Raw genomic sequence first — 26,617 nt, forward strand, 5'->3', positions numbered from 1 at the left:
TCTTGTTTGTTACGCGAATCCGATTAATATGAGAAATGCTAAAATCGGAGCTTTTGATGCGTCATGCACATTAACTGTGAAATCCTGGACCTCCGCGCCTTTCTGCTCGTCGTGGAGCTCGCGAGCTTCCACCGGGCAGCGGAGTCGCTCAATCTCTCGCAGCCGGCGCTGAGTCGTCGCATTCAGAAACTCGAAGGCTCCATCGGCGCCCCCCTCTTGGAGCGGACGACGCGCCATGTGGCGCCCACCGCCGTCGGCGGGGAGCTGGTCCCGCTGGTGCGCCGGATGCTGGAGGAGTTTGACGGTTCGCTCTTCGCCTTCCGCGAGCTGGGGGAACGGCGAGGCGGTCTTGTCACCATCGCCTGCTTGCCGACGGCGGCTTATTACTTCCTGCCTTCAGTGATCCGGCAGTTCGATGCGCAGTACCCCAACATCCGCTTCCGGATTCTCGACCTTCCGGCGACCGACGGGCTTCAGGCGGTCGCGCGCGGGGAGGTCGAATTCGGGGTCAACATCATGGGTTCGTCCGATCCCGACCTGACCTTCGAGCGTCTGATCGAGGACCCCTTCGTTCTCGCCGCACGAAAGGAACATCCGCTGGCATCAAGGGATGTCCTGACCTGGCAGGATCTCGTCCCCTACCATCTCATCACCGTCCATCGGTCGAGCGCGAACCGGATCCTCTTGGATGCCGCGCTGACGAAGTCGAACCTCGCGCTGCGCTGGTCCTATGAAGTGACGCATCTCTCGACGTCACTCGGTCTGGTCGAAGCCGGTCTCGGGATATCGGTCCTGCCGCGCATGGCGACCCCGCAGGGCGACCATCCGTTCCTGGTCACAAGGCCCATCCGCGATCCCGAAATCTCGCGCACGATCGGGGTCGTGCGTCGACGCGGGGCATCGCTCTCGCCGCCCGCCGAGAGGTTCATGCGGATGCTGATTGAAACCTGGGGTGAAGCTTCAACGCCTCTAGAGTGATTGGGTTTTGCCCAAGAACTAGTCGAGCCCGATCAGGCGGCGGATGCGGCCGATATCGGTGCCGATGAAGGACTGCATGCCGATGGCCACCTGTTCGCGCGCCATGGCGGCGACGAAGCGGCGGAACTCGTCGTCCGACAGCGCTTCGCCCGTCCAGTGGACGCGGCAGAACTCCTCTGGGCCGTGGAAATGGCCGGCGCCCTCGAGCACGTCGTCGACATAGCGGCCGTAGATCATGCATTCGGAGAATTTGCGCGACGCACCGACGATTTCGACCCAGTTGCGGCCATGGATCTTCTCGATCCGCGCGTACGTCGCCGTCACGGTTTCTTCGTGTTCGGCATGTTCGGCCTCAGACAAGTGTCGCTGCGCCCGATGGCGGTTCGTGGTCCGTCCTGATCTTCCGTCCCAACAGGGGCTTCCCCGCCCCGCGACGAACGTCTATGGGAAGCCATCTTTTTGTTTGAGCATCGGAGTGTCCCAAACCGGTACCCCGCTTTTGGGTTCGATGCTCTGCGGAGGCTCCAATGACGATCAAACTTGTTCTCGCCGGTTGCGGCAATATGGGTTACGCCATGCTCTCGGGCTGGCTGAAATCCGGCAAGCTCCCCCCGGCGGCGGTTTTCGTAGTCGAGCCCAATGCCGATCTGCGCAAGCGCGCCGAAGCGCTGGGCTGCAGTGCTGCGGCGGACGCCGGCGGCATTCCAGCGGATGCCGTTCCGGCCCTCGTCGTCATTGCGGTGAAGCCGCAAGTGATCCGCGACGCGACTGCCGCCTACAAGCGCTTCAACGATGGCCGCACCACCTTCGTCAGCATCGCCGCCGGAACGCCGGTCGCCACTTTCGAGGCCATTCTGGGCGATCGCGCGCCGGTCGTGCGCTGCATGCCCAACACGCCGGCGGCCATCGGCAAGGGCATGATGGTGGTGTTTTCCAACCGGCTGGTCTCCATCGATACGAAGCGTTTCGTTGCCGATCTGCTTTCGGCGAGCGGCGAAGTGACTGATATCGACGAAGAGAGCCTGATGGACGCGGTGACGGCGGTGTCAGGGTCTGGCCCCGCCTATATCTTCCATTTCATCGAAGCGTTGACCGTGGCTGCCGAGAAGGCCGGATTGCCGGCCAAAACCGCCAGGCTGCTGGCCATGCAGACGGTCTATGGCGCCGCCTCGCTCGCCGCCGAAAGCGGCGAAGATCCGGGCGTGCTGCGCCAGCAGGTGACCAGCCCCAACGGCACAACGGCCGCCGCACTTGCCGTGCTGATGGGCGAGGACCGGCTGACCCATCTGCTCACCGAAGCGGTGGAAGCAGCGCGGCTGCGGTCGATCGAGTTGGGGAAGTAGCGGCGGCTTTGCGGATTACGCGAGATCGGTATGCGAAAAGTCGTTACCCTTGTAAAGCAGCGCGGAGCCATGACTTTTTGCACAGGCATAAGAAAGGCAGTCGGCTAAGTTGAGCTGGGCGGGATGCCCGCGCCCCTTTCCGTAGTCTGAAAACGCCTGGATCGCGAGCACGGCATCACCGGCGTCGATCGGCAGGATTTCGATTTCGGCCTCGCGAAGAAACGCGTTTATCGCGTCTCCAGCGACGACCGGCTGGACGGCAAGCATCGTCGAAAGCCGCATCGCCGCCTCAAGCACCACCAGCGCCGAAGTTATCCTTACGGGCGCTGCTTCGATGCGATTGCTCCACTCGCCGGCATCCTCTTCTCCTGAAAGAATCGCGACAACCACGGAGGTGTCGACGAACATCAGGAATGCCCCCACATTTCGTCGATTTCATCCTTCGTCACAGCCCGACCGCCCTGGCCTGCCTTGGCCTTGAAGTCGTTGGCAATGGCAGCGAGGCGCTCCGCCAGGGGAATGCGTCCGCTTTCTCGCTTCAATTCGGATTCAAGCGCTTCGATGACCGCCTCGGTCATAGAAATCTTGCGTTTAGCAGCAAGCTCCCGCGCCAATTCGCGTGCGCGCGGATCCCTGATCTGAAGATTCATACAATCGGCCTCCGCTTTCGTTGTCACTACAATATAGAGAGTTTGTCATGACAATACCAGCGCGCTCGGCCGAAAACGGCCGACAGCTCCCGCTCTCGACGGCGTCAAACCCCGTACAGCATCTCGTCCTGCAGCCGGCGCAAGGCGAACAGCCTGGTGGTCGGGTCGGGTGCGGCATTGTCTGATGTCAGCAGCTCGCCCTTGCTGACCGGTCTCAGCACCTTGCCGCCTTCGAGCAGGCCGACCGGCACGGCGCGGTTGGCGCGGGCCTCTTCGACAGTCATGGTCCAGGAGCGGTAGCAGGTCTCGCCGATGGCATCGAAAATCTCTCCGGCGGCGAGATCGCGCTTGGCCACGGCGCAGACCTCGGCGACCGGCCTCGGCAGCGGCACCATGTCCGGCTTGCCATAGAGCGCGATACGCGCGGCGGTGAGCGGCACTTCCAGCGAGGTCAGATGATATGGCCGGAAGAAGCTGTAATAGGGCCCGTGGCCGATATGCAGGTCGTCCATGCGCTCGATGATGCGCGGATGGGTCGCCTCAACGACGACGAAGACGCCGGGCGCCACGCCCTTGCCGATGGTGTAGTCGACGACGCCCTTCCTCGACAGGATGCCGCCATCGGCGCGCGGGATGAGCACCTTGGCCAAATCATCGCGATTGGCCTTGGGGCCGTGCATGCCGGCGATGTCGGGCACCAGCCCGGTGGCGTTGGCGATGGCGCACATCTCGACCATGGTCTTCGAGCCGTCGACGAACTCGACCAGCATGCGCGGGTTCATGTTGCGGCGCAGCGCTTCCGCGCGATAATCATCGGGAACGGCGTCATAGTTGAGCGGGTTGTTCTTGCCCTTGCCGGCTGAGACGATGGTGTAGCCGAGCGCAGAGGCGAACTCGATCAGCTCCATGCAGCTCGACGGCTCGTCGCCGGCGCCGACCGAGTAGACGACGCCGAGCCGGTCGGCCTGCTGTTTCAGATAGCAGCCGATGGTGACGTCGGCCTCGACATTCATCATCACCAGATGCTTGCCGTGCTCCATCGCCATCAGGTCGAAATCGGCGGCGACGCCGGGCTTGCCGGTGGCGTCGATGACGACGTCGATGAGCGGATTGGTGACCAGCATCTCGTTCGAGGTGATGGCGATTTTTCCGCTCTCGATCGCCTCGCTGACCTTCGACGGCGTATCGGCCTCCCGTGCCATCGCCTCGTCGCCATAGGCGATGCGGACGGCGTCCCGTGCCGTGTGCGGGCGCCGGGTCGAAACGGCGCAAACCGAAATGCCCGGCATAAGCATGCCTTGCGTCACCAGGTCGGTGCCCATCTCGCCGGAGCCAATGACGCCGATGCGCACCGGGCGGCCTTCCGCGGCGCGCTTGGCGAGATCGCGGGCAAGCCCGGTCAGGGCGACATTGGTCATGCGCAAGTCCACTGCTTCTGATTTGGAGGGGGAATAGCAGGGAAAGGTAACCTTTTGCCAACGAAACCGGCCCTCGTCGGCAATTTCTTGTGACTGGCGTTCATATCGCGAGCGGGTAGTGTATCCGCCCCGATGATGTTCAGGGCTGAGGAGACCGTCCCTGTCGGGCGGCGCGCCTCGCGCAGGGTTTTCAGGGGAGGTTGAGATGACGAACGAGTTCACGCCGAAATTCGATCTGGCTGACAAGGTCGTGCTGGTCACTGGCGCCTCGCGCGGCATCGGACGCGCTTGCGCGCTCGCCTGCGCCGGCTCCGGCGCCGACGTGATCGCCGGCGTGCGCAGTGCTGCCGACGGCGCGGATCTCACCGCCGAGATCGAGCGCATGGGCATGCGCGCGCTGGCGGTACAGATGGACCTCACCGATCTGGCGACGGTGCGAAAAGCTGTCGCCGACGCCCACGCCGCCTTCGGCCGCATCGACGTACTCGTCAACAATGTCGGGCTTGGACCTGAAAACCTGGCGGAGAACGTGACTGAAGCGGATTTCGACCTCACCGTGAACGTCAACCTCAAGGGGACGTTCTTCACCACCCAGGAGGTCGGCCGGCTGATGATCGAGCAGAAATCCGGGCGCATCATCAACATCAGTTCGCAGGCCGGCACGGTGGCGCTGAAGGGCGAAGCGATCTACTGCATGACCAAGGCGGCGATAAACCACCTCACCCGCTGCCTCGCGGCCGAATGGGCGCTGCACAAGATCACCGTCAACAGCGTCGCACCGACCTTCATCTGGACCGACGGAACGCGGCCCTCGCTCGCCGATCCGGAGTTTCATAGGCATGTGCTCGGCCACATCCCGCTCGGCCGCATCGGTGATCCGATCGATGTCGCGGGCACCGTGGTGTTCCTGGCCTCGCCGGCAGCGTCGCTGATCACCGGCGCGAACATACTGGTTGATGGCGGCTGGTCGGTGGCGTGAGGGACTCTTTGGCTGGTGCTGCAACACCGCCTCGCGAGTGCTGAGGTTTCGTTGAGCGTTCAAGGTTAGTCCAAGAGGTCTTTTATGAGCGAAAAATCTCAATTGAGCGACAAATTCGACGAGCCGTGGGATGAGCCACTCTTCGTCGCTATCTCGAAAACAGATCCCGCCACCCTAGCTGCTTACGAACGAGCGCTTGCGAGTGTGCCGATAGTTATCGAACACATAGAGAGGAATGCAGACGCCCTGTGTTCTGCGAAGCTTCGGTTTCGCGATCCTGACGAGTCCGAACGTCTTGGCGAGGACAGCTTTCTTTTCCTTTTGCGCGTAACCCGAGACAAGCTTCCTGAGAAAGATCGTGGCTCATACGATCGATACGTCGGGGTTTCAGTTTATGAGCCACTGCCGTCCTGACTCAACGCACGCTTAACGAAGATCTTTTTGGGGCCAACGTCCGCGTTCTATCCAGCGCCAACAGAACTTGTGACGCCGCTGCGCGCGCCTGGTTTGGGTTCAGCGTCGGCGGATAGCGAGGAGCGCAGCTAACAAATCGAGTGAAATTCTTAGTCATTCCTTTATGCATCGCTGCTTGAATAGGCAAATGGGATGGGGTGGCGATACCTTCAGGCGTTTTTTCAGCTGTCCGCGACGAATCAGCGAGAGCGGCAACGTTGCTATTATTTTTGCCCTGTCTTTGCCGATTGTTGTCGGCGGGGCGGGGCTCGGTGTCGAGACTTCCTACTGGTATTACAGCAGCCTGAAGCTACAGGCGGTGGCGGATGCGGCAGCCTATGCTGGCGCTTTGGAAAAAGTTTCGGGATCCGACAAGCCAACGATTGTCTCGGCCGCGACGCTGTCAGCGACCACGAACGGCTGGGGACCATCGACAGGCACAATCGAGGTCTTCACGCCTCCATCGTCCGGACCGAATGTCGCAAAAAAGGCGGTCGAGGTCATCGTCCATCAGACGCTCGATCGATTTTTCACATCGATATTCAGTCAAAGCGCGGTCGGCGCACAGGCAAGGGCCGTGGCTCTTATCACGGACGCGTCAAAAGCCTGCGTTCTGGCGCTCAATCCTTCCGCTTCGAGAGCGGCGCTCTTTTCCGGCAGTTCGAACCTCAAGCTGACCGGCTGCTCCGTCATGTCGGATTCAATCGCCGCGGACGCCCTCAAGCTTCAAGGGTCGGCATATCTGGAGGCCGATTGCCTGATATCGGCAGGCGGTGTTTCATTGAGCAACGTTGTAAAAACCGTTTGCGCGAACCCGCTTACCCAGGCGCTGCCCGCTGCGGATCCTTTTGCCGACTTGCCGGCGCCGCCAGCCACGAATCCCTGTCAAAACGACAATCAGTCGACCTTGGAACCTGGAACATACTGCAAGGGGCTCAGCTTGAGCGGCAGTGTAACGCTCTCGCCTGGGGTATATGTCGTTGAGGGGGGCGATTTCAAAGCAAGCGCGAACGCAAATATTTCCGGCGACGGAGTTATCATCTATCTGGCCGGCAGCTCCGGCGTCAGCATGAACGGCACGGCCACCGTCAAGCTTAGCGCACCGACGTCAGGCACCTATTCGGGTGTGCTGTTTTACGGCGACAGAGCAAACCTGGCGGGATCGAACTCGTTTAATGGCACGGCGGATTCGCTTTTGACCGGTGCTCTGTATTTTCCAACGCAGGAGGTTAAATATCTCGGCAATTTCTCGGGCCAAGGTGGTTGCACACAGGTCGTCGCCAGTACGATAGAGTGGTCCGGCGCTACAAGCATCAAGCAGGATTGCACGAGCCTCGGAATGCGAGAGATTCCGGCCGCGCAATCCGTTCAGCTTGTCGAGTAACCGTCATGGAACGGCGGTCAGGTCGGATTTTCCGGAACGATTCGGGTGTTGCTGCGGTGGAGTTTGCCCTGATTGTGCCGATCCTTTGCCTGGTGGTTTTCGGCATCATTGACGGCTGGTCTTTCGTATCAAGCTCGATGTCGATGCGCGCAAGCGTGAAGACGGCGGCAAATCTTGTGATGGAGGGAGCAACCGACGACGCGGCCACCCAAGCCGTCGCCCTTTCGAGTTGGGAAAACCATCCCGAAGGCGCACAGGTTACACTGGGCCGGAAATACATGTGCGGAAGCACCGTGGTCGATGCATCGAGCCTGTGCAACGGGGGGACGAAAGCTCCCTCGGTTTTCGTGGAAATAAAGGCGACGGCGACCTGGTCCCCGCCCTTTATTTTTGGCGCGTTTTCTCTTTCTCGCGAGATCGGCCATCAAGAGGTGATCCGTGTCCGCTAAACGGATCGCGAGAGCGTTCAGCCGTGATGCATCAGGCGGGACTGGGATGGAATTCGCGCTGATCGCACCTTTTCTGATCATGCTTTTGTTCGGTATCTTCGCATTCGGCTGGGCTCTGAATGCCATGTCCAGCGTTCGCTATACGCTGGAAACGTCCTCACGTGCGCTGCAGTTGAAGAACTCGCTGACCGAGGCCGAAATAGAGGCCATAGCCACAGAAAAATTGCTGGGTTTGGGATTGAAAGATGTCGATGTGACGATAGCAATCGACCCTCCCAGCGGCGGCTTCCGCATGGCGCATCTCACGGCCAGATATGCTTTCGTGATCGAGTTCCCGTACTTCGACCAATATCCGATCAATTATGCGACAACTGTCACAGTTCCGTTGGTTGGATCGTGACAGCGTCCAACAGCGCCTTTACGCAACAGGCGGTGGGGCGCCCGATTGATTAACACCGCCGCAGGGTGGATGGCGGCGATCGGTGGCGTGAGCGAACGGGTCGTCGTCGCTACAAAGACACGTTTCTGGACAGGACAGCCATCACCGCGCTAGGCCGGGACCAGGCTCGTCACGCTTGCGCAGTCATGCCGTCAGAGCGCCGGCAAGCGGCCGGGCATCGCGAAGCGGCAACTTGACAACGGCCCAGTCTTTCAAATTGAGTGAAATCACGATCAACAGAGAGTCGGCACAGGACAGATGGGCGAGACAGATATGGCGTGGAGCGAAAGAAAGACCGGCTACGGCGACGGCCACTATTTCAATCAAATGGGCCTTGCCCTGCTGGTGCTCGTCTTTCTCATCGCCTTGCCGCTCGCTTTCTTTCCCGAAGACATACGGAAGTTTTACCTCAGCGAGGGCGGTCCAATTGAAGTCTTCTCGGCGGCCGTCTACCTGATCGTCGTGGCAACGCTTGTCCGGGAAATGTCCTATCGGGACCTGCTCAAGCGGTGGTATCTCGTTGCCATCCTGATCGCGATGTGCCTGCGCGAACTGGACTTCCATGCGCATTTCACCACCCACAACATCACCAAGACCACCCTCTATATCTCGCCTGACGTTCCGCTGTTGGAAAAGCTAATCGGCGCGACGGTCGTGATTGCCCTCGCCGTTGCCTTCTATTTGCTCCTGAAGAACGGCTTCCGTAGCTTTGTGCACGGGCTTCGCTACGGCGAGGCGACTGCCGTTGCCATTGCCGCCGCTATCGGCTGCGCCGTCCTCTCCAAGGTCATCGACGGCGCGCCATCAAATCTCACATTTCTCGGCATCCACCTCACCCGGATCTATACCTCCACAGTGTTCGAAGAAATTCTCGAACTGGGGATTCCGATCTTTCTAGCCATCGCGGCATTCTCGGCCTTTCCAACGCAGCATGATCTCACAAGAAGGGCCTCGGGACAGGTCACGCCAAGATCCGTCACCTAAACGCCGGATTCAAGACAGACCAGGACTTCTCGAACTTATTGCTCTGGTCCGCTGGCGTGTTGCTTCTACTTGCTTGAGAAGCAGGTGAGGCAAAACATGTGGAATCTGGCGAAAGAGGGCTGGGCGCTGCTTGCGGAGAGCATTGTCGGCTTCATCAATGACAATGCCTTGAGCCACGGGGCAGCGATGGCGTTTTATGCCACGACCTCGCTTGCGCCGATCCTGCTCATCGTTGTCGCCATCGCTGGCATGGCCTTCGGAAACGATGCGGCGCAACTGGCGCTTTCGGCCCAGCTGTCGGGGCTGATGGGTCCGCAGAGCGCCGAGCTTTTGCAAGCGACACTCGAGAACGCGTCACACAAAAAGGCGGGAACTCTTGCCAGCATTTTGGGGCTCGTCACGCTGTTCGTTACCGCATCCGGCGTGTTCGGCGAAATGCAGCTTGCGCTGAACGAAATCTGGAAAGTCAAACCTGGTAAGACATCGATTTCCAGCCTTGTGCGGGCCCGCGCCGCAAGCCTTGGGCTCGTCGCGGCGCTTGGCTTCCTGCTGCTGGTGTCGCTGGTCGCGAGCGCCGCAATTTCGGCGCTTGGCGAAATCATCAACGCATATCTGCCCTTCGGCGCCCTTATCCTGAGTGCAATCAACGAGATCGTCTCGTTTGCCCTGATCGCGCTATTGTTCGCGGCAATCTACAAGGTCCTGCCCGACCGCACGCTGCAATGGCGCGACGTTGGCGTCGGCGCCGTGCTGACGGCGTTTCTCTTCACGGTCGGCAAGTCGCTGATCGGCTGGTATATCGGAGCCAGCGCGACCGCATCGTCATACGGCGCAGCCGGCGCACTGCTCGTCGTGCTGCTGTGGGTTTTTTATTCGTCTGAAATCTTTCTGTTGGGCGCCGAATTTACACGAGCCTACTCGGTTCGACACGGCAGCCGATCCGATCTGGAGGCGACCATCAAAGCAAGTGATCGCGAACAGCAGCTGGCGACTGCGGCCAGGATTGAAAGGTCTGAAAGCGAAGTCGTCGGCTGGATTGTTTTCAGCAGTCTCCTCACCGCGTTTCTAAGCCATTTCTGGCATCGACGCCGGCGCTGAGACGTCCGGCGCGGCGCCCCGGGGCGAGCATGGCCTTGGGAACATCCGGCCGAAGCGACGTGCGAAGTTCCTTCGCCGCAGCCACCAGCCTGGCGCGGTTGCTTCCATATCTCTTGATCAACTGATGGACTTGCGCTGGGGTGATGCCGTTTTGCCGGGCAAAATGCCTTACTACATAATCCTCGCTGCCGGAGATCCGATCCCGGTGGCGGGGATAGAGCTTCGCCGCGTCGGCTGTCATGCTTACTCTCCTTTGGTCACGTTTGCTCACGATGTATAATTGGCCAACGCAAAACGGGCGAATTCGTTGCTGCATGCGACACCAAAGCGCTTTTTCGCCGCAGGCCCGAACACATGGCCAAAGCAACCGGACTGGCGCACGCCTTTGGCTAAGTCCATACGTCCGATTTTTCGAGACTCAGCCCTCTGGCACGCGCATGATATGAGCAGGGAGGAAAAGCCATGCGCGAATTGCCAAAGAGCATTGACGCAGACGTTGTAATCGAAATCAGCAGGTTGCTCGACGACCGTGCGAAGTCGGCACCAGTGCCAGTCCACAAGCTTGCCTCGATGATCTCGAATAGTGTCGAGACCGATCTGCCGACGGCTTCCATCGAAGAGTTGATCGTTGAAATGGCCATGACCCGCCAACTTCCGATGCTGTTCGATCTACCGGGGGCGGATGCAGACAACGTCATATCGATCGCCTTGGCGCGCGCCAGCTGATCCGGCTGAGGGACGTTTCTGCCGAGTGTGATTTCAAAGACGCGGATCGTTCCCATCCTGCTCCAATTCGCCCGCTGGCTCCGGCCGGCGGCCTTTTACTGTGTCGCCAATGATAATCGTCATGGGCAATAATCGTCATGGGCGATCCGCTGTCGGGAACATGTGGTGTCCAGTTGCATTTCCTCTGGACAACAAAGGAGGAATTCATGAACTGGGATCAAATCAAGGGAAAATGGATGCAGTTCAAAGGCAAGGCCAAGGAGCAATGGGGTGACCTTACCGACGATGACCTTGATCGCATCGAGGGCAATCGTGACCAACTCGCAGGCCGCATTCAGGAGCGGTATGGGATCGCCAAGGAAGAGGCAGAGCGCCAGATAGATGATTGGTCCAGAAGCCTCACCTGAGCGTTCAGTATCGAGGCTGCGCCGTCGATCGGCGCCTCGACAGTCCTAAAGCGGGATGCGTTCAAATTGAAACTGGGCATCCCGCTCGATCTATTTGTTTCAGCCGCATTTCTGCGACGTCAAGTGATTCCGCTTGGCTGCAAAATCCTCCAAGCCTGCCGCTCCGAAATGAGCGACGGGCGATGTGTAGGCGACGGTGGCGGGTGATCTGCGCCACCCGCCGCTCCAGGATTTTCGGAACGAGAGCTAGCGCGCCGATTGTCGCTTGGCTTGTGCGGCGACGGCCGTGAGGAAAGCCGTTGCGGCAGTATCACACGCCGCTCGGGACGGGCTATAGGCGAAAAGGATCAGCTCGGCAGCGCGTAGCGTAAGGCCGTGCTTTTTAGCGAAAGCAGCTATTTCGTAAGGCTTGTCGTGGTCTATGGCCAGATCGTAGTCTTCGTTCATTTTGCTTCCTCCCGTTTGCGACGTTCCTCGCCTTGGCCCCTCCTTGGGCGCAACGATTAACTTCCGGGGCATTGAGAGAGTCTACCAATTAGAGATTGCAAAAAGGCCTAGCGGGCCTGATGCGGCCGTGGCGAGGCGGAAGCCCCCATTTTGTCTGCTGCGCATCGAAAAAGATTATATGATTGCGCTGATATCGCAGGTGGTCGACGCAAGCCAATGCCGATCTTTTCAGTCAAGCACACGACCGTCTATCGCTACACGCAACCGGTGACGTTCGGCGAGCATCGGCTGATGTTCAGGCCGCGCGATAGTTTCGATCAGCGACTTCTGGATCACGCCCTGTTCGTGGACCCCGAGCCGAAAGAGGTTCGCTGGATCCATGACGTTTTCGGAAACTGCGTTGCGGTAATCGACTTCAAGGCCTCGGGTGACGAACTGCGTTTCGTGACAGATATTCGGCTCGATCACACGCCGCAGCATGCGCCTGATTTCCGCATCGATGAAGCAGCGCTCAGCTATCCCTTTTCCTATGATCCCGATGAGGCGACCGACCTCACCCAAACCATCGAGCGCCATCATCTCGATGACGGCGACGAGATCGGCAAATGGGCACGACAGTTCGTGAGTGCCAAAGGGCACACCGAGACGGGCAAATTGCTGATGACACTTTGCTACGCCATCCACGAGAGCTTTGTGTATTCCCGTCGAACTGAATCAGGGACGCAGCCGCCTCTCATGACGTTGCACTTGCGTCGAGGCACATGCCGGGATTTTGCGCTGTTCATGATGGAAGCGGTTCGTTCGCTCGGTTTTGCCGCCCGTTTCGTGACCGGCTATGTCTATGTGCCGAACCGCGACAGTGCTTCTGTCCTCGGCGGCGGTTCGACGCATGCCTGGTGCCAGGTCTATTTGCCTGGCGCGGGCTGGGTCGAGTTCGACCCCACCAATGGCATTGTCGGCAACCGGGATCTGATCAGGGTGGCTGTGGCCAGGCATCCTGGGCAAGCCATCCCTCTTTCTGGAAGCTACTCCGGCAGCGCGTCGAGCTTTCTCGGCATGACGGTGGAGGTCAAGGTGGCGATGGAAGCCGGCACCAACAAAAATTAGCATCTTCTGATGTTTTCGGTTCGCGGCAATCCGGAGTTTGCTCGCCGGCGTCGGTCGTGATTTTGCACATCTGGCAATCACGCTGCCGTTACATGCACATTCCGGCGCGATATTGCACCGGCTATCTCGGCGACATCGGGATGGCGCCGATGCCGTATCCCATGGATTTCAACGCATGGTTCCAAGCCTATCTCAGCGGCCATTGGTTCACCTTTGATGCACGGCATAACCAGCCTCGCATAGGCAGAATCTTGATGGCGACGGGATGTGATGCGAATGACGTCGCCATCTCGACGAGCTTCGGTCTTTCCCGGCTCACCCGCTTCGAAGTCATCACGGAAGAAATCCAAGCCGAGCCTGCTGGCAAGCGGTGCTAGAGCTTCGTCGGTCCCTATGGTTCTGCATGCTGCCTCAACGCCAGAAGTGCCTCGTGTTGACAAAGGCGTCGTGCGCTTCCGCGGCGTCCTCAAGAAGCTTGGACTTCTCTTCAGCGTTGAAGAGATCCTTCGCACCAGCCACGTCCGAAAGCTCCAGCGCTGCCAGCATATCGGGGGCGGTGGCGATATCGTTGAGGCTTCCGAGATGATCCTGCAGGTCCTTCAGGGCCTTGATGAACCGTCGATGGCGTTTGGCTTCCGTCTTGTTGTTGTAAAGCGGCTCGAAGAACTCCGCCGCATAGCGCAGTTTCTTTGCGGCGATGCGCACTTTATGACGGCTCTCGTCATCGGCATCGATGAGGTTGTTGCCGTCCTTCGCCACCTTTTTCCGAAATTTATCAAATACCATCGAGGCGAAATCCGTTGACGACTGCACGTGCAACGTTTCGTCCGATTGGGTTCGCCAGCCCTCGATGGAGATCCACTCGGTGGCATCGATCATCAAGGAGCGGGCGCGCGTTGAGGAGAGCGATGCTTCGACCGCCGCATAGGCCTCGTCGCGTGCTTCACGAAGGCAGCTTGAAAGAGCCTCGCTCGAAGCACGGTCGATCATCACGTCGATATTGCGCGCATCGCCAAGTTCCGAGGTAAGCCATTTGAATTCTTCTCGCAGGTGGTCGAAACGGCTGTCATCGAACAAGCACTTGGAGATCGAGAATAGGGAGCGCAACCGTCGCAGCGACACCCGAGCTTGGTGCAGGGCCTCGGCATCGCCGGACCAGCCCAGCGCCGCCTCATTGAGACGAAACTGTCTGAGACAAGCCGCGGCGATGCACGCGAAAGCCGTTGCTGCGCTCATGTCGGACGTGAGCGGGGTCGGAGCCGCTTTCGCAGCACCGGGCGCCGGGCCAAGCAGACGATAGCCCCGTTCCGCTTTGCTCATCACCCCGAGATGCGCCGGCGTGATCAGGTCGACTTTCCGGGCGAGCCCGAACAGCGCTCTCGGTGGGCCCGCCTTCTTTTCCAACTCGATCTCACAGAGCGGCGACTCGCGATCGGCTGCAACGACCTTGCCGATATCCAAAGCGACCTCGACCGTGGCGTCGTCATCAATCACATTCCAGGAATGCCGTTTGACATGAACCTCGAACAAGGGCGCGAGCTTTGAGCCAGCCCCTGCAAGCAGGTCTCGGATCTGCGGATCGTCAAGTATCGGTGCATCGCCGACGACCGGTCGCTCCCATTCCTCGCGTGTGAACGATCCGGCCGCGGCGCCATCGCCGGCTTTGACGGTTTGTATCCGTTCATTTCCCGATTGCCGAATGCGAAGCGACAGGCCGCGCTTGGACAGATCCCATCCGGGGGTGTCGAAATAGATGGATCTCTGCTGAAGAATGGTGGGCGAGGATCCGAACGGATTTTTCTTCAGGAGCGACCCTGCACCCGACCGCGAAAGCTCGAGCTTCAGTTCCGTTTCCTGCATGATGGCCTCGCGCAGGGTCGCTTCACGGTAATCGGAGGGACCCCACCGCATGATGGGTCATAAAACTGTCACAAACAACCGCCCGCCTCGACCAACTGCGGCCGGACCTCAAGCCGGCGAACGACAATGCGCGAGCCGGAACCACACTTCTCAGTCCTCGTTCATCCGATGATGCAGGAGAAGGACACAGAGATGGCTACCAAAGAAAAGAAGGAAAAGAAGGAAAAGAAGGAGGCGAGCCGCGTGGTGCAGGGGCAAGAGCTGGAGGTAGAGCACCTGACTGAAATTACCGACGTCTCGCCGAAACAGGCGCGCGCTTTGTTGCGTAAACATGGTGCCGACTGGACCAAGCTCAAAGACGAAGCCGAAGATTTGAAGGAAGACTGAAACTCTCGGCGCGGCTTCTTCTCTCTGTCTCTCCGCCCCATTGCGGAGCGGCACTGCCCGGCCTGGCTGGTTAACGCCCTTCTGGCGAAGGGCTGCTTTCGCCCGTATGAGACAGCCGGCCAGCCGGAACGCGCCGGCGAGGCTTCCATGTAGCGTGAAGTTTAGTTTCAGCTCATAAAGGCGCTCTGCTAGACTTGGCAGTGGGGAGCCAAAGAAGGAGCGTTGTCGCAATGGATGCAGCCGAATTGCAGGCGATCAGCGATACTCTGATGCGGATCGTGACGCCGGATATGACGCCGAAACAACTGCTGAAGGCGGCAAGGAAAGAGCACCCGCACGCGTCAAAGAAGGACATCGCCCGAGCCGCGTTCTTTTCGATTATCGCCAACGCCGACCAGGACCATGGAAAGGTCAAAAACTTACAGGCATTCGCCATAGCCGAGCGTGTAGACGACGGCCCTTGATCGGGAGCATGGCGCTTGCGTCCAACCAATGCCGATAGCAATCCGCGACCAACAGATTGAGGTTTGCCGCGACATGATCGCCTGGGAAGCGTCACACGATTGGGGCGATGCCGTTCAACTCGCGCGTTTCTCTGTCGATATCATTGAGGAATACAAGAGCCTGATCGCCACGCTGTATGATCTGCTTGGGGTCGAGCGTGAGGCCGGAAAGCCCCATCACAGAAGAAATCCAAGCCGCGCTTGAGAAGGCGCCAGCCCGCCGCACCTCTCGGCATGACGGGCTTCAGCGTGAGGGGTCACGTCAGTCGTAGACCTTCACAATCTTGCGGGTACCTGGATCGACCAGGACGGTTCGGCCTTCAACGACCACGTAGCGGTACTGAACGTCCGGCACCTCGTAAAGCTCGACTGTTTCGGGCAAAGCTGTGCCGATGTTGAGCTCCACGCCGGGAAGGCTGAGTGATGCCACCGGTTTCTTTTTCACGTATTCGCGGATCACAATGTCCTGCTCGGGTTGAATAATGACGTCCTGAGCGGCGGCGGCGCTGACACCAACGAGCAGAAGGATGCCTGCCGCAGCCGATGTAAGTTGCTTTCCCATATTAGCCTCCGAGCAACCTTCAGCTGCGGTGCTTGATTGCTGCCGCCACGGGTTGCTTACTCCCTGAACGGTGCGGAGCAATTCTTGGTTCCATTGATTGGTGGGGTCGGTTTCTTTTGTTGATCGGTATCGGGCTGCCCTGCATCATGGCCGCCGCCTACCACTATGCTTGGGACAAACAAGTTTCGCAAAAAGTGACGGGCAGGCTGCAGAGCGCGAACTGGTGCTGGGGTCAATCCTAAGCGAGATCCTGCTACAATCCCGTATGGCCGCTCGAATAGTGGTTATCCTGGCGCTTCTTGCCGCCTTCGCCTACGGTTTCGCAAAACTCGTGGAACGTTATGGCGACGCTAGCGACAAGCCCTCTCCGTGTGAAAAATGGCCCCACCCTGATTGTCCGGTTCCAAACGCGCCTCCTCAGGAAGAAACTAAGCCGTGAGCGGGCGCGTTCGCGGGCGGCCTCATGCCATGCGCCCGCAGCCGCCCCACCGGTTGCGTCAGGTTAAACGAATGCGGGATTACTAAGCCTCTAATTTCGCTGATCGGGAATGGCAGGATTGAACTTGCGGCCCATCGTCCCGAACGATGTGCGCTACCAGCCTAGTTCCGCCGTGAGAGACCGAGGCGACTGCGCGAACCGTAACGCCACACTGCTGCTACAGGCGTCTAGGGGGCCGCATCGAAATCGATCGCAAATCCCGCGTCGATGGCGCTTCGCGCAATGAGATCGCCAATTTGCCAATCCGTGAGTTCGCAAAGTGGAAACATCTTCCTCACGGCGCTGGTCACTTCGAATATCGAAACGCTCGGCTTGTCGACATTATCGATGAGGTAGCGGACAATCGCTTGCCGAACATCCAATGAATTTGGCTTCTGCATCGGCGCGGACATTTCCGGCCTACGAATGGAGCCGTGGTTCTAGACCGTCGGCTGTTTTGGCGTCGAAGGCGACGGGCACGCCGTGAACCACGCATGCTGCCGCCAGCATCTCCTCCAACTCGTGGTTAGTGGCCTTGCAAGCCGGCATGAGTGTTCGAATGGCGCGGATCGCCTGTGCGATCGAGAGATACCGAGCCTTGCCTCTGGAAAGGACATAGGCCTCCGCCGCCCCTTCAACCGTGACTGTGTGAAAAGTGTTGCTCATCAACAGTTCCTCCCTGCCAACCAATACGACTTTCGTCTAACATGCGGCGGCCTTCAAGCTTATGTCTGATATCGGACAATCAGGCGGAGGCGAAAGCGCGTCGCGTTTGACCGGCCTCATGCGACGCGCTTTAGGTTGTTGTTTTTATGCATGTCGTTATCGCAAAACCGCTGCACACTTTTGCGCGACAAGCATTAGCCGAAGTGACGTTGCTCCTCCTCGCCGTAGGCACCATATGTGAGCTTTATCATTCCGGCACGGTCGACGATTGTGATCTCGCCGCGCCTGGCGTGAACCAGCCCCCGATATTCAAGCATTTGGAGGGCGGTGGTGACCCCGGGGCGCCGAGCGCCGAGCATGGTCGCCAGAAATTCATGCGTCAGGTAGATCTTATTTCCTTCGGTCCGGTCGTGGACCATCAGCAACCAGCGGGCCAGCCGTTCCTCGATTTTGGAATGGCCGTTGACCAGTGCCGTCCGGGAGGACTGGACAAGGAAGGCGTGGGCATAGCGAAGCAGTGACGTGCGAAGGGACTGGCTCTCTGCAATCACAGGACGAAGATTTTCAACCGGCAGGCACCAGCCATTGCCTGCGACTTGGATATAGGTCTCATTGGGAGAGCTGTCTTGGCCGAGAATGACGGCAACGCCTGTCATACCATCATAGCCAACGATCCCGACTTCACTTTGCCGCCCTCCAGTCATGGTGGCGACCACCGAAGCGATACCCGCCTCTGGAAAATACACATGCTCGATTGGCTGATACGGGACCTCCAGTTGGGCTTTGACGTTCAGTTGGACACGATGCATTGACGGCCGTAACAGCGCGAAATCCCCCGGGGAGAGGGCTTTCAATATATGATTGCGAGGAAGGGACTGGGGCACTGCTCTCTCCCGGACGGGCAAGAGCACGTACCCTCTCACTGTCGGCTGCATCCGAAGCACTGGCGGCCGATATCGAAGCATAGGCTTCAAACGCGCGATTGGCAAAACCTTCGCCACCCGGTGGCCGAACTTAAAACAGAGACACGGCCCCGACAGCAGTCGATCCGGCCCCCTTTGGGCATCCCTGCGCGCTCGCTTCTTCAGCGGCAGAAACCTAGCGGACATACTGAGCCGGATTTGTGCCACAACCGGGGCGCGCAACCCTGCGCAGCTGGGCACAGCGCGGCATCGAAGCCCTTCTAGAAAGCCTTGGTAACTGGTGCTGCGAGAGAGGATTGAACTCTGATCGAATTCAATGATTTCAATGACTTATGCACTATTTTGGTAACCGGGGCAAAACCGGTGGCGTTGGCGCGTCGATCTGCTGTTGGGTCAGCGACCGGCGAGGAGAACGGGAAGCGGCAGGATCTTGCTGCCAGGGATGCCGAGGCGGTCGCCGAGATAATCCCAGAAGCTGACACCGAGCTTGTTGCAGGTTTTCATCATGCTGAGCATGGTGTCGCGGGCGGCACGGCCCTGGTCGCTGTGGGTTCCGCCGCTGATCTTGCGCCGGGTCACCACGCTGCGGATATCGTTCTCTGAGCCGTTGGTGTGGAGCGGAATGTCCGGGCGTTGGAGGATCTTCAGGAAGCTTTGGCGGTCGGTCCGGATGCGCGCGAGTAGACGGTCGAGGGTCACGAACCTGGTCTTCATGCCGACGATCCGGTCGAACCGCCGGGCCAGTTCCCTGGCTCTTCGGGGCGTGGGGCTCAGACACCACGCCTTGATGTCGTTGTAGAGCCACCAGATCCGGCTCTGGATCAGGGCCTTGGCGCGGCGCTGCGGTTCGGTGAAGCTATCGAGGGCATGGATCTGCCGCTCCATATGGACCCAGCACCGCGCGTGCTCGCCGATTGCGAACTGGCCCGCCCCATCACTGAGGATGACGGTGCCGTCGAGGGCCTTTGCCTCGGTCAGACCGCCCCACAACGCGCCTTCACTGGCGATGCGGAACGGGTCCAGAGGGCCATCCTTGGGCTCCAGGCCATGGGCGAGTAGATGGGCGTCCCATGACGCCGCGTCCTCGAACCCGGACGGCTCGCGCCCAGCATGCAGAAGATTCGTCGTGATCACCGGCAGCCCGCGCTCCAGCATGTAGGCGCGTGAGGCGGCGTTCAGGACCCACCGGGCCGACCCGCCGTGCAGGAGCTGCAGGAAGTTCAGCCGGCTCTTCGACTTGGTGGTCGTGAACACGGCGAACCGGTCATTGCCGATTTGCGTGCACACGCCATTGACCGCGCCATGGCGGGCCCCGGTGTCGTCGACGCTGACCCAACCGGCCGAAGCGAGCCCGGCCTTCAGAACCTGCTTCGCTTCGGCGACGAAGGCGTCGATCTTGCTGGTCAGGATCCGCACGACCTGACGCTTGGAGATCGACACGCCGAAGTCGCGCAGCAACGCGACGATCCGCCCCACGGTCGATTGACCCTGGTGATAAAGCGACAGCACCAGACGCCGAAGCTCCAAACCGAAGTGCCCGTCGACCCCGTCCGGCAGCGGAGCGACGACGATCCGGCCATCCGGCAAACGCCAGCGGTCCCGATGATAGCGGACCACCCGCACCCCGATCGTCAGATCCTGCACCACGAAGCTTGTCCGCCCCACAAACCGCGAGCCCGGTGGCGGCTCATAACAAAGACGGCGCTCTTCGGTGACGATCGCCCGGCTCGAGCCACGCCGCTTCGGACCCGTTGCCGCAGGTGAGCTCCGCTTGGACGACTGCTCCATCCCGCTCGGCTTCAGCGTCGGGCGCGGCGGTAGACCTTTCAGACGCCGGATCTCATCCTTCAGAGCCGCATTCTCGGCGCGAAGCCCGGCGACCTCCGCCCGCAACTGCAGGATCATGTCGAGCAGGTCCGCAGGGGTCGGCGTTCGAGAATCGGGTGGCTCCGCCATGGCCCGACAGAATCACGCCGCCCGCCAATCACGCAGTTGGACTACGTCGTTGGAGCCTTATAGGCCATAGTCTTGGCGATAATCGGGACGACCACCTAGGACGCAAGAGGCAATTGCCGAACGCCGCCCGATATTCAGTTTTGCGAAGATCCGCCTTATGTGCTCGCGCACGGTGTAGCCGCTGATGCCGAGTTGCCTGGCTATCTCCTTGTCCAACTTGCCGTCCGAGATCAAGAAAGCAATCTGGAGTTCGCGCCGCGTCAAGATCTCAGCTGGCGAACCCGGCAGGCCGCCGGAACCGGCAGGTCCACCGTCCGTATCGTAGATCAGATAGCGCGTCCCGGCACACATCATGTGGCCTACAGGCAGGCGGAAATGTGCATTTGCACTCGAGCCGCCGCGCCCGTCATTGTCCAAATCGCGGATTGCGATCAATGAATGGCCGTTCACAATGAAGCTGGACGTGTCTCTCGCCTCACTAGACTGAGACGAAGGATTTTCGTCAGCGACATCGGCGAGCTTCCGCAAATTCTCGGCACGCATAGACATGGCCGAACGCCTTGGTTGGCAGGAAAATCACTACAACGCACCCCCCGGGTGCCCCAATAATATCATCGCACCGCCGAAACCCCCGGCGCGACCACTATTTAATGCTGCACTGATGCCCTTATCATGAACTATATCACCTCCCGGAATATTAGCACTCCAAAAAGTCAAATCGAGCTCGTCACTTTCCTAGCCCGAAACCGGCAAGGATCGAGCGTAGAAGGTCCGGTGTGATCCTGACGCCACGGTTGAACAATCCGGCGGGAGCAAGCGGCACACCAGGTCGGCAACCCCAGGCCCCTCCCGAATGGGGCCGCGGGCCGGCCGTGTGAACCGCGAGGACGAAGGGCGCGCCGCCCAGCTGGCGATGAATCCAGACAGGCGCGCCGCTATGGCCCGGGCAGGTGTCGACGCTGTAGAAGAGCTGCCGCGTGGTGATCCGGTCGAGGCGCTCGGAATGTTCCCATTGCGTGCCCTCCGGCTTGTCGGCCGGATAGCCGGAAATGTGGAGCAAGCGGGAAGCGCGAAGCCTTTCAATATCCTGGCGGGACGGCGACCACAGCCGGAAGAAGCCGGGCGACGGCGAAAACGGCCGCTCCAACTCGATCAACCCGACATCGTGCAGGGCCGACGGGCGGCGGCGGTAGGGCGGGTTGACGCGCCATTGCTTCGCCCATTGCCAGCCAAAAGGCCGGGCCTCGCGGGACGCGCGGCCGGGCGTGACACGGATGCGCACCGCAAGATTGGGAAGGCCGAGGCGCTGCCGGATGGGACTGGTTATGCAATGTGCCGCGGTGAGCAGACGCGTTGGCGAAATCAGGAAGGCAGTGCAGCCTGTCAGCCTGCCGTCGCCGAAATCACGTTCGATGTGGCAGACGGCGCTGTGCGGGAAGCGGTTTGTATGCGCAACCCTGGCGCGGCCGTCGGTCGGCCCTACCACCGCATAGTCCGCCTCATCGGCCAGACGGTCGAGCGCGAAAGGGAGCTCGCCGAACAGTGTCATTTTTCTGGCCCTGGTTCGACCTCCGGGGGGTCGTTTCCTGAGGGCTTGTCCTTGGCGACCTCGGCCGCGCTGGCCTGGCCTTCATCGGTTGGGTGGGCAGACGCTTCCCAGGCTTCATCGAGGCCGAGCATGTCGCGCAGACGCTCCATCAGCCGAAACGCCTCCTCGCCGCGGCCGCCAAGATAGGCCGTCGCCCGGTGCATGAATTCCTCATCAGAGCGGAACGGTGCCTCTGCCTCGGCCGCCGGTGCCTCAGCGGCGTGCGGTGCCGGCGGGCGGAGGGCCCTGACCTCCTCGAGGACGATTGCGTCGAGATTGGCCCATACGGACCTTGAACGAGATGCGATCTGCCCGTGCATCGGGACCTCCCTTGGTTCAGCGGATCAGGCCGGTTTCATCGAATGTTGTGCTGTTGGGGTCATAGAGCAGCGGCCGCTCCCGGTCCTGCAGCCAGCCCTCATAGTTTCTCGCTCGCCGCGGATGCATGCCCTGGCGGGTCAGGCGGGCGGCTTGGACCAGAACCTGACCCGGCTGCAAGTTGCGGATCGCGGCGTTGACCTTGGGATCGGCGCGGCTCGGCTGCCGGTAATGCTCGATGATCCGCTGCGCGATCGAGCTGTTGGCCTTGGTCATGCCGATGCTCAGCGGGCGGTTTCGGTCGATTCCGGCGCGGGTGATGCGATAGACCTGTGGCCCGGTCGCCAGGAAGGGCCGCAGCAGCGAATCGACGGGGTCACCGCGGCCTACGGCAGCCCGCGCCGCGTCGATGGCAGCCAGCGAGACCGGCCGCGTCCAGCCGCGCCAGCCGGGTAGTTGCCGTCCAGCCGCCCGGGCTGATGTCTGGCGGCGTGCCGGCCGGGCCCGCCGCACCGCTGCCTCGTCGAAAGATGCACCGCCGCTGCAGCCCCCACAGCCGCAGCTGGGGAAATGCCGGCGCCTGACTTCGACGGCGCGGAACGGCTGCCGCTGCCGGCAGCGCGCACAGCCGCAAGGCCTGGGATGACCGACCGCCTGGGTGGCCTCCTCGACCAGCGCATCGAGTTGTTCGTCAAGATAGGACATGCCGGCTCCCTTCCCTGTGCTTCTTCCTATGCTTCTTCGCCTGTTCCGGGCGCGGTCAGCCAAAGCCGGTTTCAGCCCTGGCGCTCGATGCCATCGCCCGTTCGCGCAGCCGCGCCACCGTCCGTTCCCTCTGCTGGACTGTCGGCAGCGGAAACGACGGCCGCGCCGGCTGCGGCGGGCGGATGTCGAGATAGCGGGCGATATTGGCGTCCGGCGACACTTCGAGTTGCAGCCGCGAGGCCGGCGCCGAAAGCAGCGAAACGACGCCCGGACCATGGCCGGCGACGGTGCTGTCGCTGTGGACAATGACCCCCACCGACACATGCCCCTCCAGCCGCGACCGGCCGTAGCGGTTGTCAGCGTCCATGATGCCGACAATGTCGCCGAAACGCAGCGAGCCGAGCCTGTAGCGCCGCACCATGCCCGGATCCGACATCTGGATGTCGTAATCGCCGCGAAGCACATTGTTGCGGCCAAGGCCTGAGCCCATGACACGGGCCGGAATACGGTGCGTCACCTTGACGTGGATGCGGCCGTTGCGCTCAACCGGCCGCCAGCGCGCCAGGAGGCGCGGCGAGCAGTTCCAGATTGCCACGTCGGGATAGTCGGTCAGGCGCAGACCAAGCCCGTAGGCCCAGACTTGGACACGGTCGCCGATCGCCATCTGCCGCATCGCCGGAACAGGAAAATCGATCAGCACCGTGTCGACGCCGCCATGCTTGCCGGTCACCACGCCACGCGCGCCGGCTGCGCGACCGGTAGTGACGATTGCATGATTGCCGACACAGGAATAGCTTTGCAGCGCTTGGTTGGCTGCGTCCGGGCTGCCGCCGGCGGCGCGCGCCTCGTTGCGGATCGACACCGCCGGCTCGACATGGTCTCCGGCGAGGCCAACGCAAGGGTCGCCGACGCGGTGGTTGAGCACGATGCCACCGGTTCCTGGCAGCGAGCGCGGCCTGCCATCATATCCGATGCGCCAGGGTGTTCCCCTCTCGGTCGGTGAGGCGACCTGGCCGGCGACGCTGATCATCACCAGGTCGCGCGCATTGGTGCGCAGGCCGTGCGTTGGATTGAGGCGGGGCGGGCTCACGCTGCGGCCTCCGCTGCCGCCAGCTCATGCCAAAGCGCGCAGGCATTACGCCACGGATCATCACGCGTCTCGTCGTCTTGGCCGGCCGGGTCTTCCAGCGCCCAGTCGGTTTCGGTCCAGCCGTCGGGCAGCGCCAGTATGACCGGCGCCACGATCTGCACGATTGCGGCGCTGCGGCCACTGGCGGCAAGCGGAGCCAGCGCCGGCCAGAATGCCGGGCTGGACCAGCCTGGAAAGGCGCCGGGGTGGTGCTTTGCGGGAAATTCCAGCCTCTCGAGATAGTCGCAGAGCGGCGGCCTGCCACTGCCCGCCGTGCCGGCCATGGTCAGTATGTAGGCGCTGTCCGGTTGCAGGGCTGCCGAGAGCGCAATCACGTCGCGGGCGCACTCATCCAGCGGAGCAGCGGTGCCGAGCTGGTCGCCGAGCCTGGATTCGAGTGCCGCGCAGCAGCCTTCGAAGCGCGGCAACAGCGCCGTTTCCTCGCGTTCGGGCAGCGCGCTTTCATATTGCGCGTCGCCGATCCAATGCACCCGCGACGACAGCCGGCCGTTCTGCCAAGCACGCCGCCATGGTTCGAGCTCCAGCGCCAGCTCATTGAGGCAGGCATCTCTCGTTTCCGGACTGAGCCAAGAGCCGCCCATCTGGTCCGGCCGGTGGCGATAATATTCGTCATTATCGAGCAAGGTGTAGAAGCCGCGCGGCAGCCACACCCGCGCGGACTGGGAAAGCACCACGGTCATCAGCAACCCCATCGGCGACAGCGCCAGCGGCGCGTCGATGACGATGTTCGGCGGCTTGGGCGCGAAGCGCCCGGGAAGAGAAAGATGGTGGTCCATCGCTGACACTCTTCATCCCGGCGAACGGTTCAGGCTGCGATGCGTGAGGCGGTGTTTCGGTTGAGCCCATACGACCAATGCACCCGGTCGCCATCGAGACCCGGGAAACGCCGCCCTTCGCGCGTCAAGCGGTAAGCTGCCAGCCAGGCATCGGCCTGGGAGCCCATCTTCTTGGCGTCGGCATCGAATTCGGCTGGCGTGATCGTCGTGCGGAAATCGTTCTCGGCGATATACTGCAGGACCCGGCGTCCCGCGTCCGCCATCTTGGCGCGCTGCGACATTTCGGCGGCGCCGCCGAGGTGCCGGTTAGCGACGGCCTCGATAACGTCCCATTTGGTATTGGCGTCGAAGGACTTTTTGATGTCTGGCGCGTCGAACAGTTCGAAGATCTGCTGCACATACTGTCCGGTTTCCCGGGTCAGGGCCAAGATGTTGCCGTAGCTCGAGCGGTCGAGATGGTAGCGTAGGTCGGTGCCGACGCGCTGCACCGTGGCTAGCGCGGCGAACGGTCGATCGTTGATCGAGGCCGAGCCGCGAATGACCTGGCCGATGGTCAAGTCCTGGAAATACTGCGACATCGCGTTCATGAAGGCGACCAGCATGAAGTGGAAGCTGCGGTTGACGATGGCTCCTGCCGGCACGGGGGCGCGGCCGTAGTTGAAAACGCGGCGATAAGCGATCAGCCGGTCGCGGCGCTTGTAGCGGATCGGCCGCCACTTCTCGAGGATGTAGAGCCCGCGCGCGCCGGGGCCGCGCTGAATGCGGATCTGGCCGTTCTGGAACAGCCGCCGCAGCACATCAACCACCTGGAACAGCTTCATGCGGTCCATCTGATAGATGTAATAGAGTTCGGCCGACGCCTGCAGCTGCGGCGGGATGATCGATTCGTCGAAGTCGTTGCGCAGCAACGGCATCTGTAGCGAATCGAACGGCTTGATGGGCCCGTCACCGAAACCGACCAGATCGGCGAAGCTGGTAGTCGTGGTGCTCGACGAGCGTGCGAGCAAATCGCCGTAGCGATCCTCGAATTCGCTCTCGAAAGCGGCGCGGTCGGCGGGCGACAATCCGGACAGCTCGTCCCTGAAGAAGCGCTGGAACAGCCGCTGGATGACCTGGTTGGATTCACTAGCCATAATCAGACCTCATCTTGCTCGAATTGGCGGCTCATGCGCTCAGGCTGTTGGGGTTGGCGGTGGTTGGGCGCTTGACGGTGTGGACGAGGCAACTTGGCTGTCGTTGATCGCTTTGAGGACAGCCGGTGCCAGCTCGAAGAAGCGCGCCAGCTCGCCGTCCGTGACGACAGCCGGGAGGCCTGACGGCACAGGATCGACAGCACGCACCTGATCGATGAAATCCTGGCGCCGGACTTCCAGCGGCTTGCGACTGTTGAACTTCACAATGTCTTGCAGAGAGTTGAATTTCGCCAGATTGAGCCATTGCCCCGCACTGGTGCGGCCAACGATGTCACCGCTAGTGTCGACCGCGGCAGCGTAGAGGGCAGTGACATTGTCCTTGTCGCGTAGGCCGAGCGACTGCACGGTCCCGTGCAGCTCGTTGAGGGCATCGCCGATCGCGGTCAGCTTTTTGTCGAGCATATCGGCGCTCGGCTGATTGGCTAGACCGGCCGCCACGGCTTCGACCCCCATGGCCAGCCGGTCGAAGCCCGGCTTTCCCGGCCCGTCGTCATGAAGGCGGTCGATCGCGTCGGCGACCTTGCCGACAGCCGCCTGGTTTCCCATGCTGCCGGTGTCGACCACGTCTGTCAGCCGGTCGATCGATTGCGGCGTTTCGGCTGCCGCCTCGAAGCGTGCCTTTATCCCGGCATGGAATTTGTTGACTGGATCATAAGGGAAAGCGATTTTCGCAGCCATTGTTCTGCTCCT

34 protein-coding genes and 2 pseudogenes are annotated in these 26,617 nt (G+C 61.1%); 16 read left to right on the forward strand and 20 right to left on the reverse strand.

Going from position 1 to position 26,617, the window contains the following annotated elements; genetic code table 11:
* Positions 1-63: 63 nt before the first annotated feature.
* Entirely contained in the window at positions 64-978 is a 915-nt protein-coding gene (locus AC0L3I_RS21510) for a LysR family transcriptional regulator (RefSeq protein ID WP_473528148.1), read from the forward strand.
* Between the two features lie 18 nt (positions 979-996).
* Here the strand turns inward: AC0L3I_RS21510 and AC0L3I_RS21515 are convergent.
* Positions 997-1,305 (reverse strand): annotated as a pseudogene (locus tag AC0L3I_RS21515) (DUF6492 family protein); the annotation flags it as partial.
* A 200-nt stretch (positions 1,306-1,505) separates the two neighbouring features.
* On the opposite strand from AC0L3I_RS21515, the gene proC reads away from it, so the two are divergent.
* Complete coding sequence (gene proC / locus AC0L3I_RS21520; protein WP_473528149.1) at positions 1,506-2,321, forward strand: pyrroline-5-carboxylate reductase; 816 nt, start codon at positions 1,506-1,508, stop codon at positions 2,319-2,321.
* A gap of 15 nt (positions 2,322-2,336) precedes the next feature.
* Here proC and AC0L3I_RS21525 read toward each other — a convergent pair whose 3' ends face one another.
* The 3 genes from AC0L3I_RS21525 to AC0L3I_RS21535 form a co-directional block, all read right to left on the reverse strand.
* Positions 2,337-2,729: a type II toxin-antitoxin system VapC family toxin gene (locus AC0L3I_RS21525; RefSeq protein WP_473528150.1), complete on the reverse strand. Its 393-nt coding sequence runs from the start codon at positions 2,727-2,729 to the stop codon at positions 2,337-2,339.
* Positions 2,729-2,971 carry a type II toxin-antitoxin system VapB family antitoxin gene (locus AC0L3I_RS21530; protein WP_023677427.1) on the reverse strand — a complete coding sequence of 81 codons (243 nt, stop codon included), beginning with the start codon at positions 2,969-2,971 and terminating at the stop codon, positions 2,729-2,731. Before AC0L3I_RS21530 ends, AC0L3I_RS21525 begins: the two co-directional genes overlap by 1 nt.
* Positions 2,972-3,075: 104 nt before the next feature.
* Positions 3,076-4,389, reverse strand: a complete 1,314-nt coding sequence (locus tag AC0L3I_RS21535; RefSeq protein WP_473528151.1) for an NAD(P)H-dependent oxidoreductase — start codon at positions 4,387-4,389, stop codon at positions 3,076-3,078.
* A gap of 205 nt (positions 4,390-4,594) precedes the next feature.
* On the opposite strand from AC0L3I_RS21535, the gene AC0L3I_RS21540 reads away from it, so the two are divergent.
* The 7 genes from AC0L3I_RS21540 (at position 4,595) to AC0L3I_RS21570 (ending at position 10,175) form a co-directional block, all read left to right on the forward strand.
* Positions 4,595-5,368, forward strand: coding sequence for an SDR family NAD(P)-dependent oxidoreductase (locus tag AC0L3I_RS21540; RefSeq protein WP_473528152.1), 774 nt, complete (start codon positions 4,595-4,597; stop codon positions 5,366-5,368).
* 84 nt (positions 5,369-5,452) lie between these two features.
* On the forward strand, positions 5,453-5,782 hold the full coding sequence (locus AC0L3I_RS21545; protein WP_473528153.1) for a hypothetical protein: 330 nt from the start codon (positions 5,453-5,455) through the stop codon (positions 5,780-5,782).
* A 175-nt stretch (positions 5,783-5,957) separates the two neighbouring features.
* Positions 5,958-7,205, forward strand: a complete 1,248-nt coding sequence (locus tag AC0L3I_RS21550; RefSeq protein ID WP_473488579.1) for a pilus assembly protein TadG-related protein — start codon at positions 5,958-5,960, stop codon at positions 7,203-7,205.
* A 5-nt stretch (positions 7,206-7,210) separates the two neighbouring features.
* Complete coding sequence (locus AC0L3I_RS21555; protein WP_123146642.1) at positions 7,211-7,654, forward strand: TadE/TadG family type IV pilus assembly protein; 444 nt, start codon at positions 7,211-7,213, stop codon at positions 7,652-7,654.
* Positions 7,655-7,700: 46 nt separating this feature from the next.
* Positions 7,701-8,054 (forward strand): TadE/TadG family type IV pilus assembly protein, encoded by a 354-nt coding sequence (locus AC0L3I_RS21560; RefSeq protein WP_123146641.1) that lies wholly within the window; start codon positions 7,701-7,703, stop codon positions 8,052-8,054.
* 366 nt (positions 8,055-8,420) lie between these two features.
* On the forward strand, positions 8,421-9,077 hold the full coding sequence (locus tag AC0L3I_RS21565; protein WP_473528154.1) for a hypothetical protein: 657 nt from the start codon (positions 8,421-8,423) through the stop codon (positions 9,075-9,077).
* A 96-nt stretch (positions 9,078-9,173) separates the two neighbouring features.
* Positions 9,174-10,175: a YihY/virulence factor BrkB family protein gene (locus tag AC0L3I_RS21570; protein WP_123147415.1), complete on the forward strand. Its 1,002-nt coding sequence runs from the start codon at positions 9,174-9,176 to the stop codon at positions 10,173-10,175.
* On the opposite strand, the gene AC0L3I_RS21575 is transcribed toward AC0L3I_RS21570, so the two are convergent.
* Entirely contained in the window at positions 10,132-10,416 is a 285-nt protein-coding gene (locus AC0L3I_RS21575; protein WP_123146639.1) for a DUF3606 domain-containing protein, read from the reverse strand. The two genes, AC0L3I_RS21570 and AC0L3I_RS21575, sit on opposite strands and share 44 nt — an antisense overlap.
* Positions 10,417-10,637: 221 nt before the next feature.
* On the opposite strand from AC0L3I_RS21575, the gene AC0L3I_RS21580 reads away from it, so the two are divergent.
* Complete coding sequence (locus AC0L3I_RS21580; RefSeq protein WP_029348484.1) at positions 10,638-10,901, forward strand: hypothetical protein; 264 nt, start codon at positions 10,638-10,640, stop codon at positions 10,899-10,901.
* A gap of 206 nt (positions 10,902-11,107) precedes the next feature.
* Positions 11,108-11,308, forward strand: a complete 201-nt coding sequence (locus tag AC0L3I_RS21585; RefSeq protein WP_095483513.1) for a CsbD family protein — start codon at positions 11,108-11,110, stop codon at positions 11,306-11,308.
* Positions 11,309-11,554: 246 nt separating this feature from the next.
* Here the strand turns inward: AC0L3I_RS21585 and AC0L3I_RS21590 are convergent, their stop codons facing one another.
* Positions 11,555-11,755, reverse strand: coding sequence for a hypothetical protein (locus tag AC0L3I_RS21590; RefSeq protein ID WP_123147414.1), 201 nt, complete (start codon positions 11,753-11,755; stop codon positions 11,555-11,557).
* A 216-nt stretch (positions 11,756-11,971) separates the two neighbouring features.
* On the opposite strand from AC0L3I_RS21590, the gene AC0L3I_RS21595 reads away from it, so the two are divergent.
* Positions 11,972-12,862 (forward strand): transglutaminase family protein, encoded by an 891-nt coding sequence (locus tag AC0L3I_RS21595; RefSeq protein ID WP_473488578.1) that lies wholly within the window; start codon positions 11,972-11,974, stop codon positions 12,860-12,862.
* 43 nt (positions 12,863-12,905) lie between these two features.
* Positions 12,906-13,239 (forward strand): annotated as a pseudogene (locus AC0L3I_RS21600) (transglutaminase-like domain-containing protein); the annotation flags it as partial.
* 34 nt (positions 13,240-13,273) lie between these two features.
* Here AC0L3I_RS21600 and AC0L3I_RS21605 read toward each other — a convergent pair.
* On the reverse strand, positions 13,274-14,773 hold the full coding sequence (locus tag AC0L3I_RS21605) for a CYTH and CHAD domain-containing protein (protein ID WP_473528155.1): 1,500 nt from the start codon (positions 14,771-14,773) through the stop codon (positions 13,274-13,276).
* A 75-nt stretch (positions 14,774-14,848) separates the two neighbouring features.
* Here AC0L3I_RS21605 and AC0L3I_RS21610 point away from each other — a divergent pair, with 75 nt between their 5' ends.
* The 3 genes from AC0L3I_RS21610 to AC0L3I_RS21620 all read left to right on the forward strand — a co-directional run bounded on the left by AC0L3I_RS21610 (position 14,849) and on the right by AC0L3I_RS21620 (position 15,817).
* Positions 14,849-15,109 (forward strand): hypothetical protein, encoded by a 261-nt coding sequence (locus AC0L3I_RS21610; protein ID WP_244603017.1) that lies wholly within the window; start codon positions 14,849-14,851, stop codon positions 15,107-15,109.
* Between the two features lie 230 nt (positions 15,110-15,339).
* Positions 15,340-15,573 (forward strand): hypothetical protein, encoded by a 234-nt coding sequence (locus AC0L3I_RS21615; RefSeq protein ID WP_473528156.1) that lies wholly within the window; start codon positions 15,340-15,342, stop codon positions 15,571-15,573.
* A gap of 73 nt (positions 15,574-15,646) precedes the next feature.
* Positions 15,647-15,817, forward strand: coding sequence for a hypothetical protein (locus tag AC0L3I_RS21620; protein WP_473528157.1), 171 nt, complete (start codon positions 15,647-15,649; stop codon positions 15,815-15,817).
* Positions 15,818-15,874: 57 nt separating this feature from the next.
* Here the strand turns inward: AC0L3I_RS21620 and AC0L3I_RS21625 are convergent, their stop codons facing one another.
* From AC0L3I_RS21625 to AC0L3I_RS21685, 13 genes are all read right to left on the reverse strand, one after another.
* Positions 15,875-16,174, reverse strand: coding sequence for a DUF1236 domain-containing protein (locus tag AC0L3I_RS21625; RefSeq protein ID WP_473488573.1), 300 nt, complete (start codon positions 16,172-16,174; stop codon positions 15,875-15,877).
* Positions 16,175-16,840: 666 nt separating this feature from the next.
* On the reverse strand, positions 16,841-17,065 hold the full coding sequence (locus tag AC0L3I_RS21630) for a hypothetical protein (protein WP_473488572.1): 225 nt from the start codon (positions 17,063-17,065) through the stop codon (positions 16,841-16,843).
* Between the two features lie 7 nt (positions 17,066-17,072).
* On the reverse strand, positions 17,073-17,318 hold the full coding sequence (locus AC0L3I_RS21635) for a hypothetical protein (protein ID WP_352952673.1): 246 nt from the start codon (positions 17,316-17,318) through the stop codon (positions 17,073-17,075).
* A gap of 194 nt (positions 17,319-17,512) precedes the next feature.
* Entirely contained in the window at positions 17,513-18,202 is a 690-nt protein-coding gene (locus tag AC0L3I_RS21640) for a Crp/Fnr family transcriptional regulator (protein ID WP_473528158.1), read from the reverse strand.
* A 432-nt stretch (positions 18,203-18,634) separates the two neighbouring features.
* Positions 18,635-20,146 (reverse strand): IS66 family transposase, encoded by a 1,512-nt coding sequence (locus AC0L3I_RS21645; RefSeq protein ID WP_473528159.1) that lies wholly within the window; start codon positions 20,144-20,146, stop codon positions 18,635-18,637.
* 108 nt (positions 20,147-20,254) lie between these two features.
* A complete protein-coding gene (locus tag AC0L3I_RS21650) occupies positions 20,255-20,740 on the reverse strand; it encodes a response regulator transcription factor (RefSeq protein WP_473528160.1) in 486 nt (161 codons plus the stop codon).
* A 184-nt stretch (positions 20,741-20,924) separates the two neighbouring features.
* Positions 20,925-21,746: a trypsin-like serine peptidase gene (locus AC0L3I_RS21655; protein WP_473528161.1), complete on the reverse strand. Its 822-nt coding sequence runs from the start codon at positions 21,744-21,746 to the stop codon at positions 20,925-20,927.
* Positions 21,743-22,105: a hypothetical protein gene (locus AC0L3I_RS21660; RefSeq protein WP_473528162.1), complete on the reverse strand. Its 363-nt coding sequence runs from the start codon at positions 22,103-22,105 to the stop codon at positions 21,743-21,745. The genes AC0L3I_RS21655 and AC0L3I_RS21660 overlap by 4 nt, the downstream gene beginning before the upstream one ends.
* A 16-nt stretch (positions 22,106-22,121) precedes the next feature.
* Positions 22,122-22,808: a hypothetical protein gene (locus tag AC0L3I_RS21665; protein WP_473528163.1), complete on the reverse strand. Its 687-nt coding sequence runs from the start codon at positions 22,806-22,808 to the stop codon at positions 22,122-22,124.
* 55 nt (positions 22,809-22,863) lie between these two features.
* Positions 22,864-23,898: a DUF4438 domain-containing protein gene (locus AC0L3I_RS21670; protein ID WP_473528164.1), complete on the reverse strand. Its 1,035-nt coding sequence runs from the start codon at positions 23,896-23,898 to the stop codon at positions 22,864-22,866.
* Positions 23,895-24,734, reverse strand: a complete 840-nt coding sequence (locus AC0L3I_RS21675; RefSeq protein WP_473528165.1) for a hypothetical protein — start codon at positions 24,732-24,734, stop codon at positions 23,895-23,897. The genes AC0L3I_RS21670 and AC0L3I_RS21675 overlap by 4 nt, the downstream gene beginning before the upstream one ends.
* Before the next feature lie 29 nt (positions 24,735-24,763).
* Positions 24,764-25,867, reverse strand: a complete 1,104-nt coding sequence (locus AC0L3I_RS21680) for a hypothetical protein (RefSeq protein ID WP_473528166.1) — start codon at positions 25,865-25,867, stop codon at positions 24,764-24,766.
* A gap of 39 nt (positions 25,868-25,906) precedes the next feature.
* A complete protein-coding gene (locus AC0L3I_RS21685) occupies positions 25,907-26,605 on the reverse strand; it encodes a hypothetical protein (RefSeq protein ID WP_473528167.1) in 699 nt (232 codons plus the stop codon).
* Positions 26,606-26,617: the final 12 nt, after the last annotated feature.

The sequence above is a fragment of the Mesorhizobium sp. WSM4840 genome, from assembly GCF_055811755.1.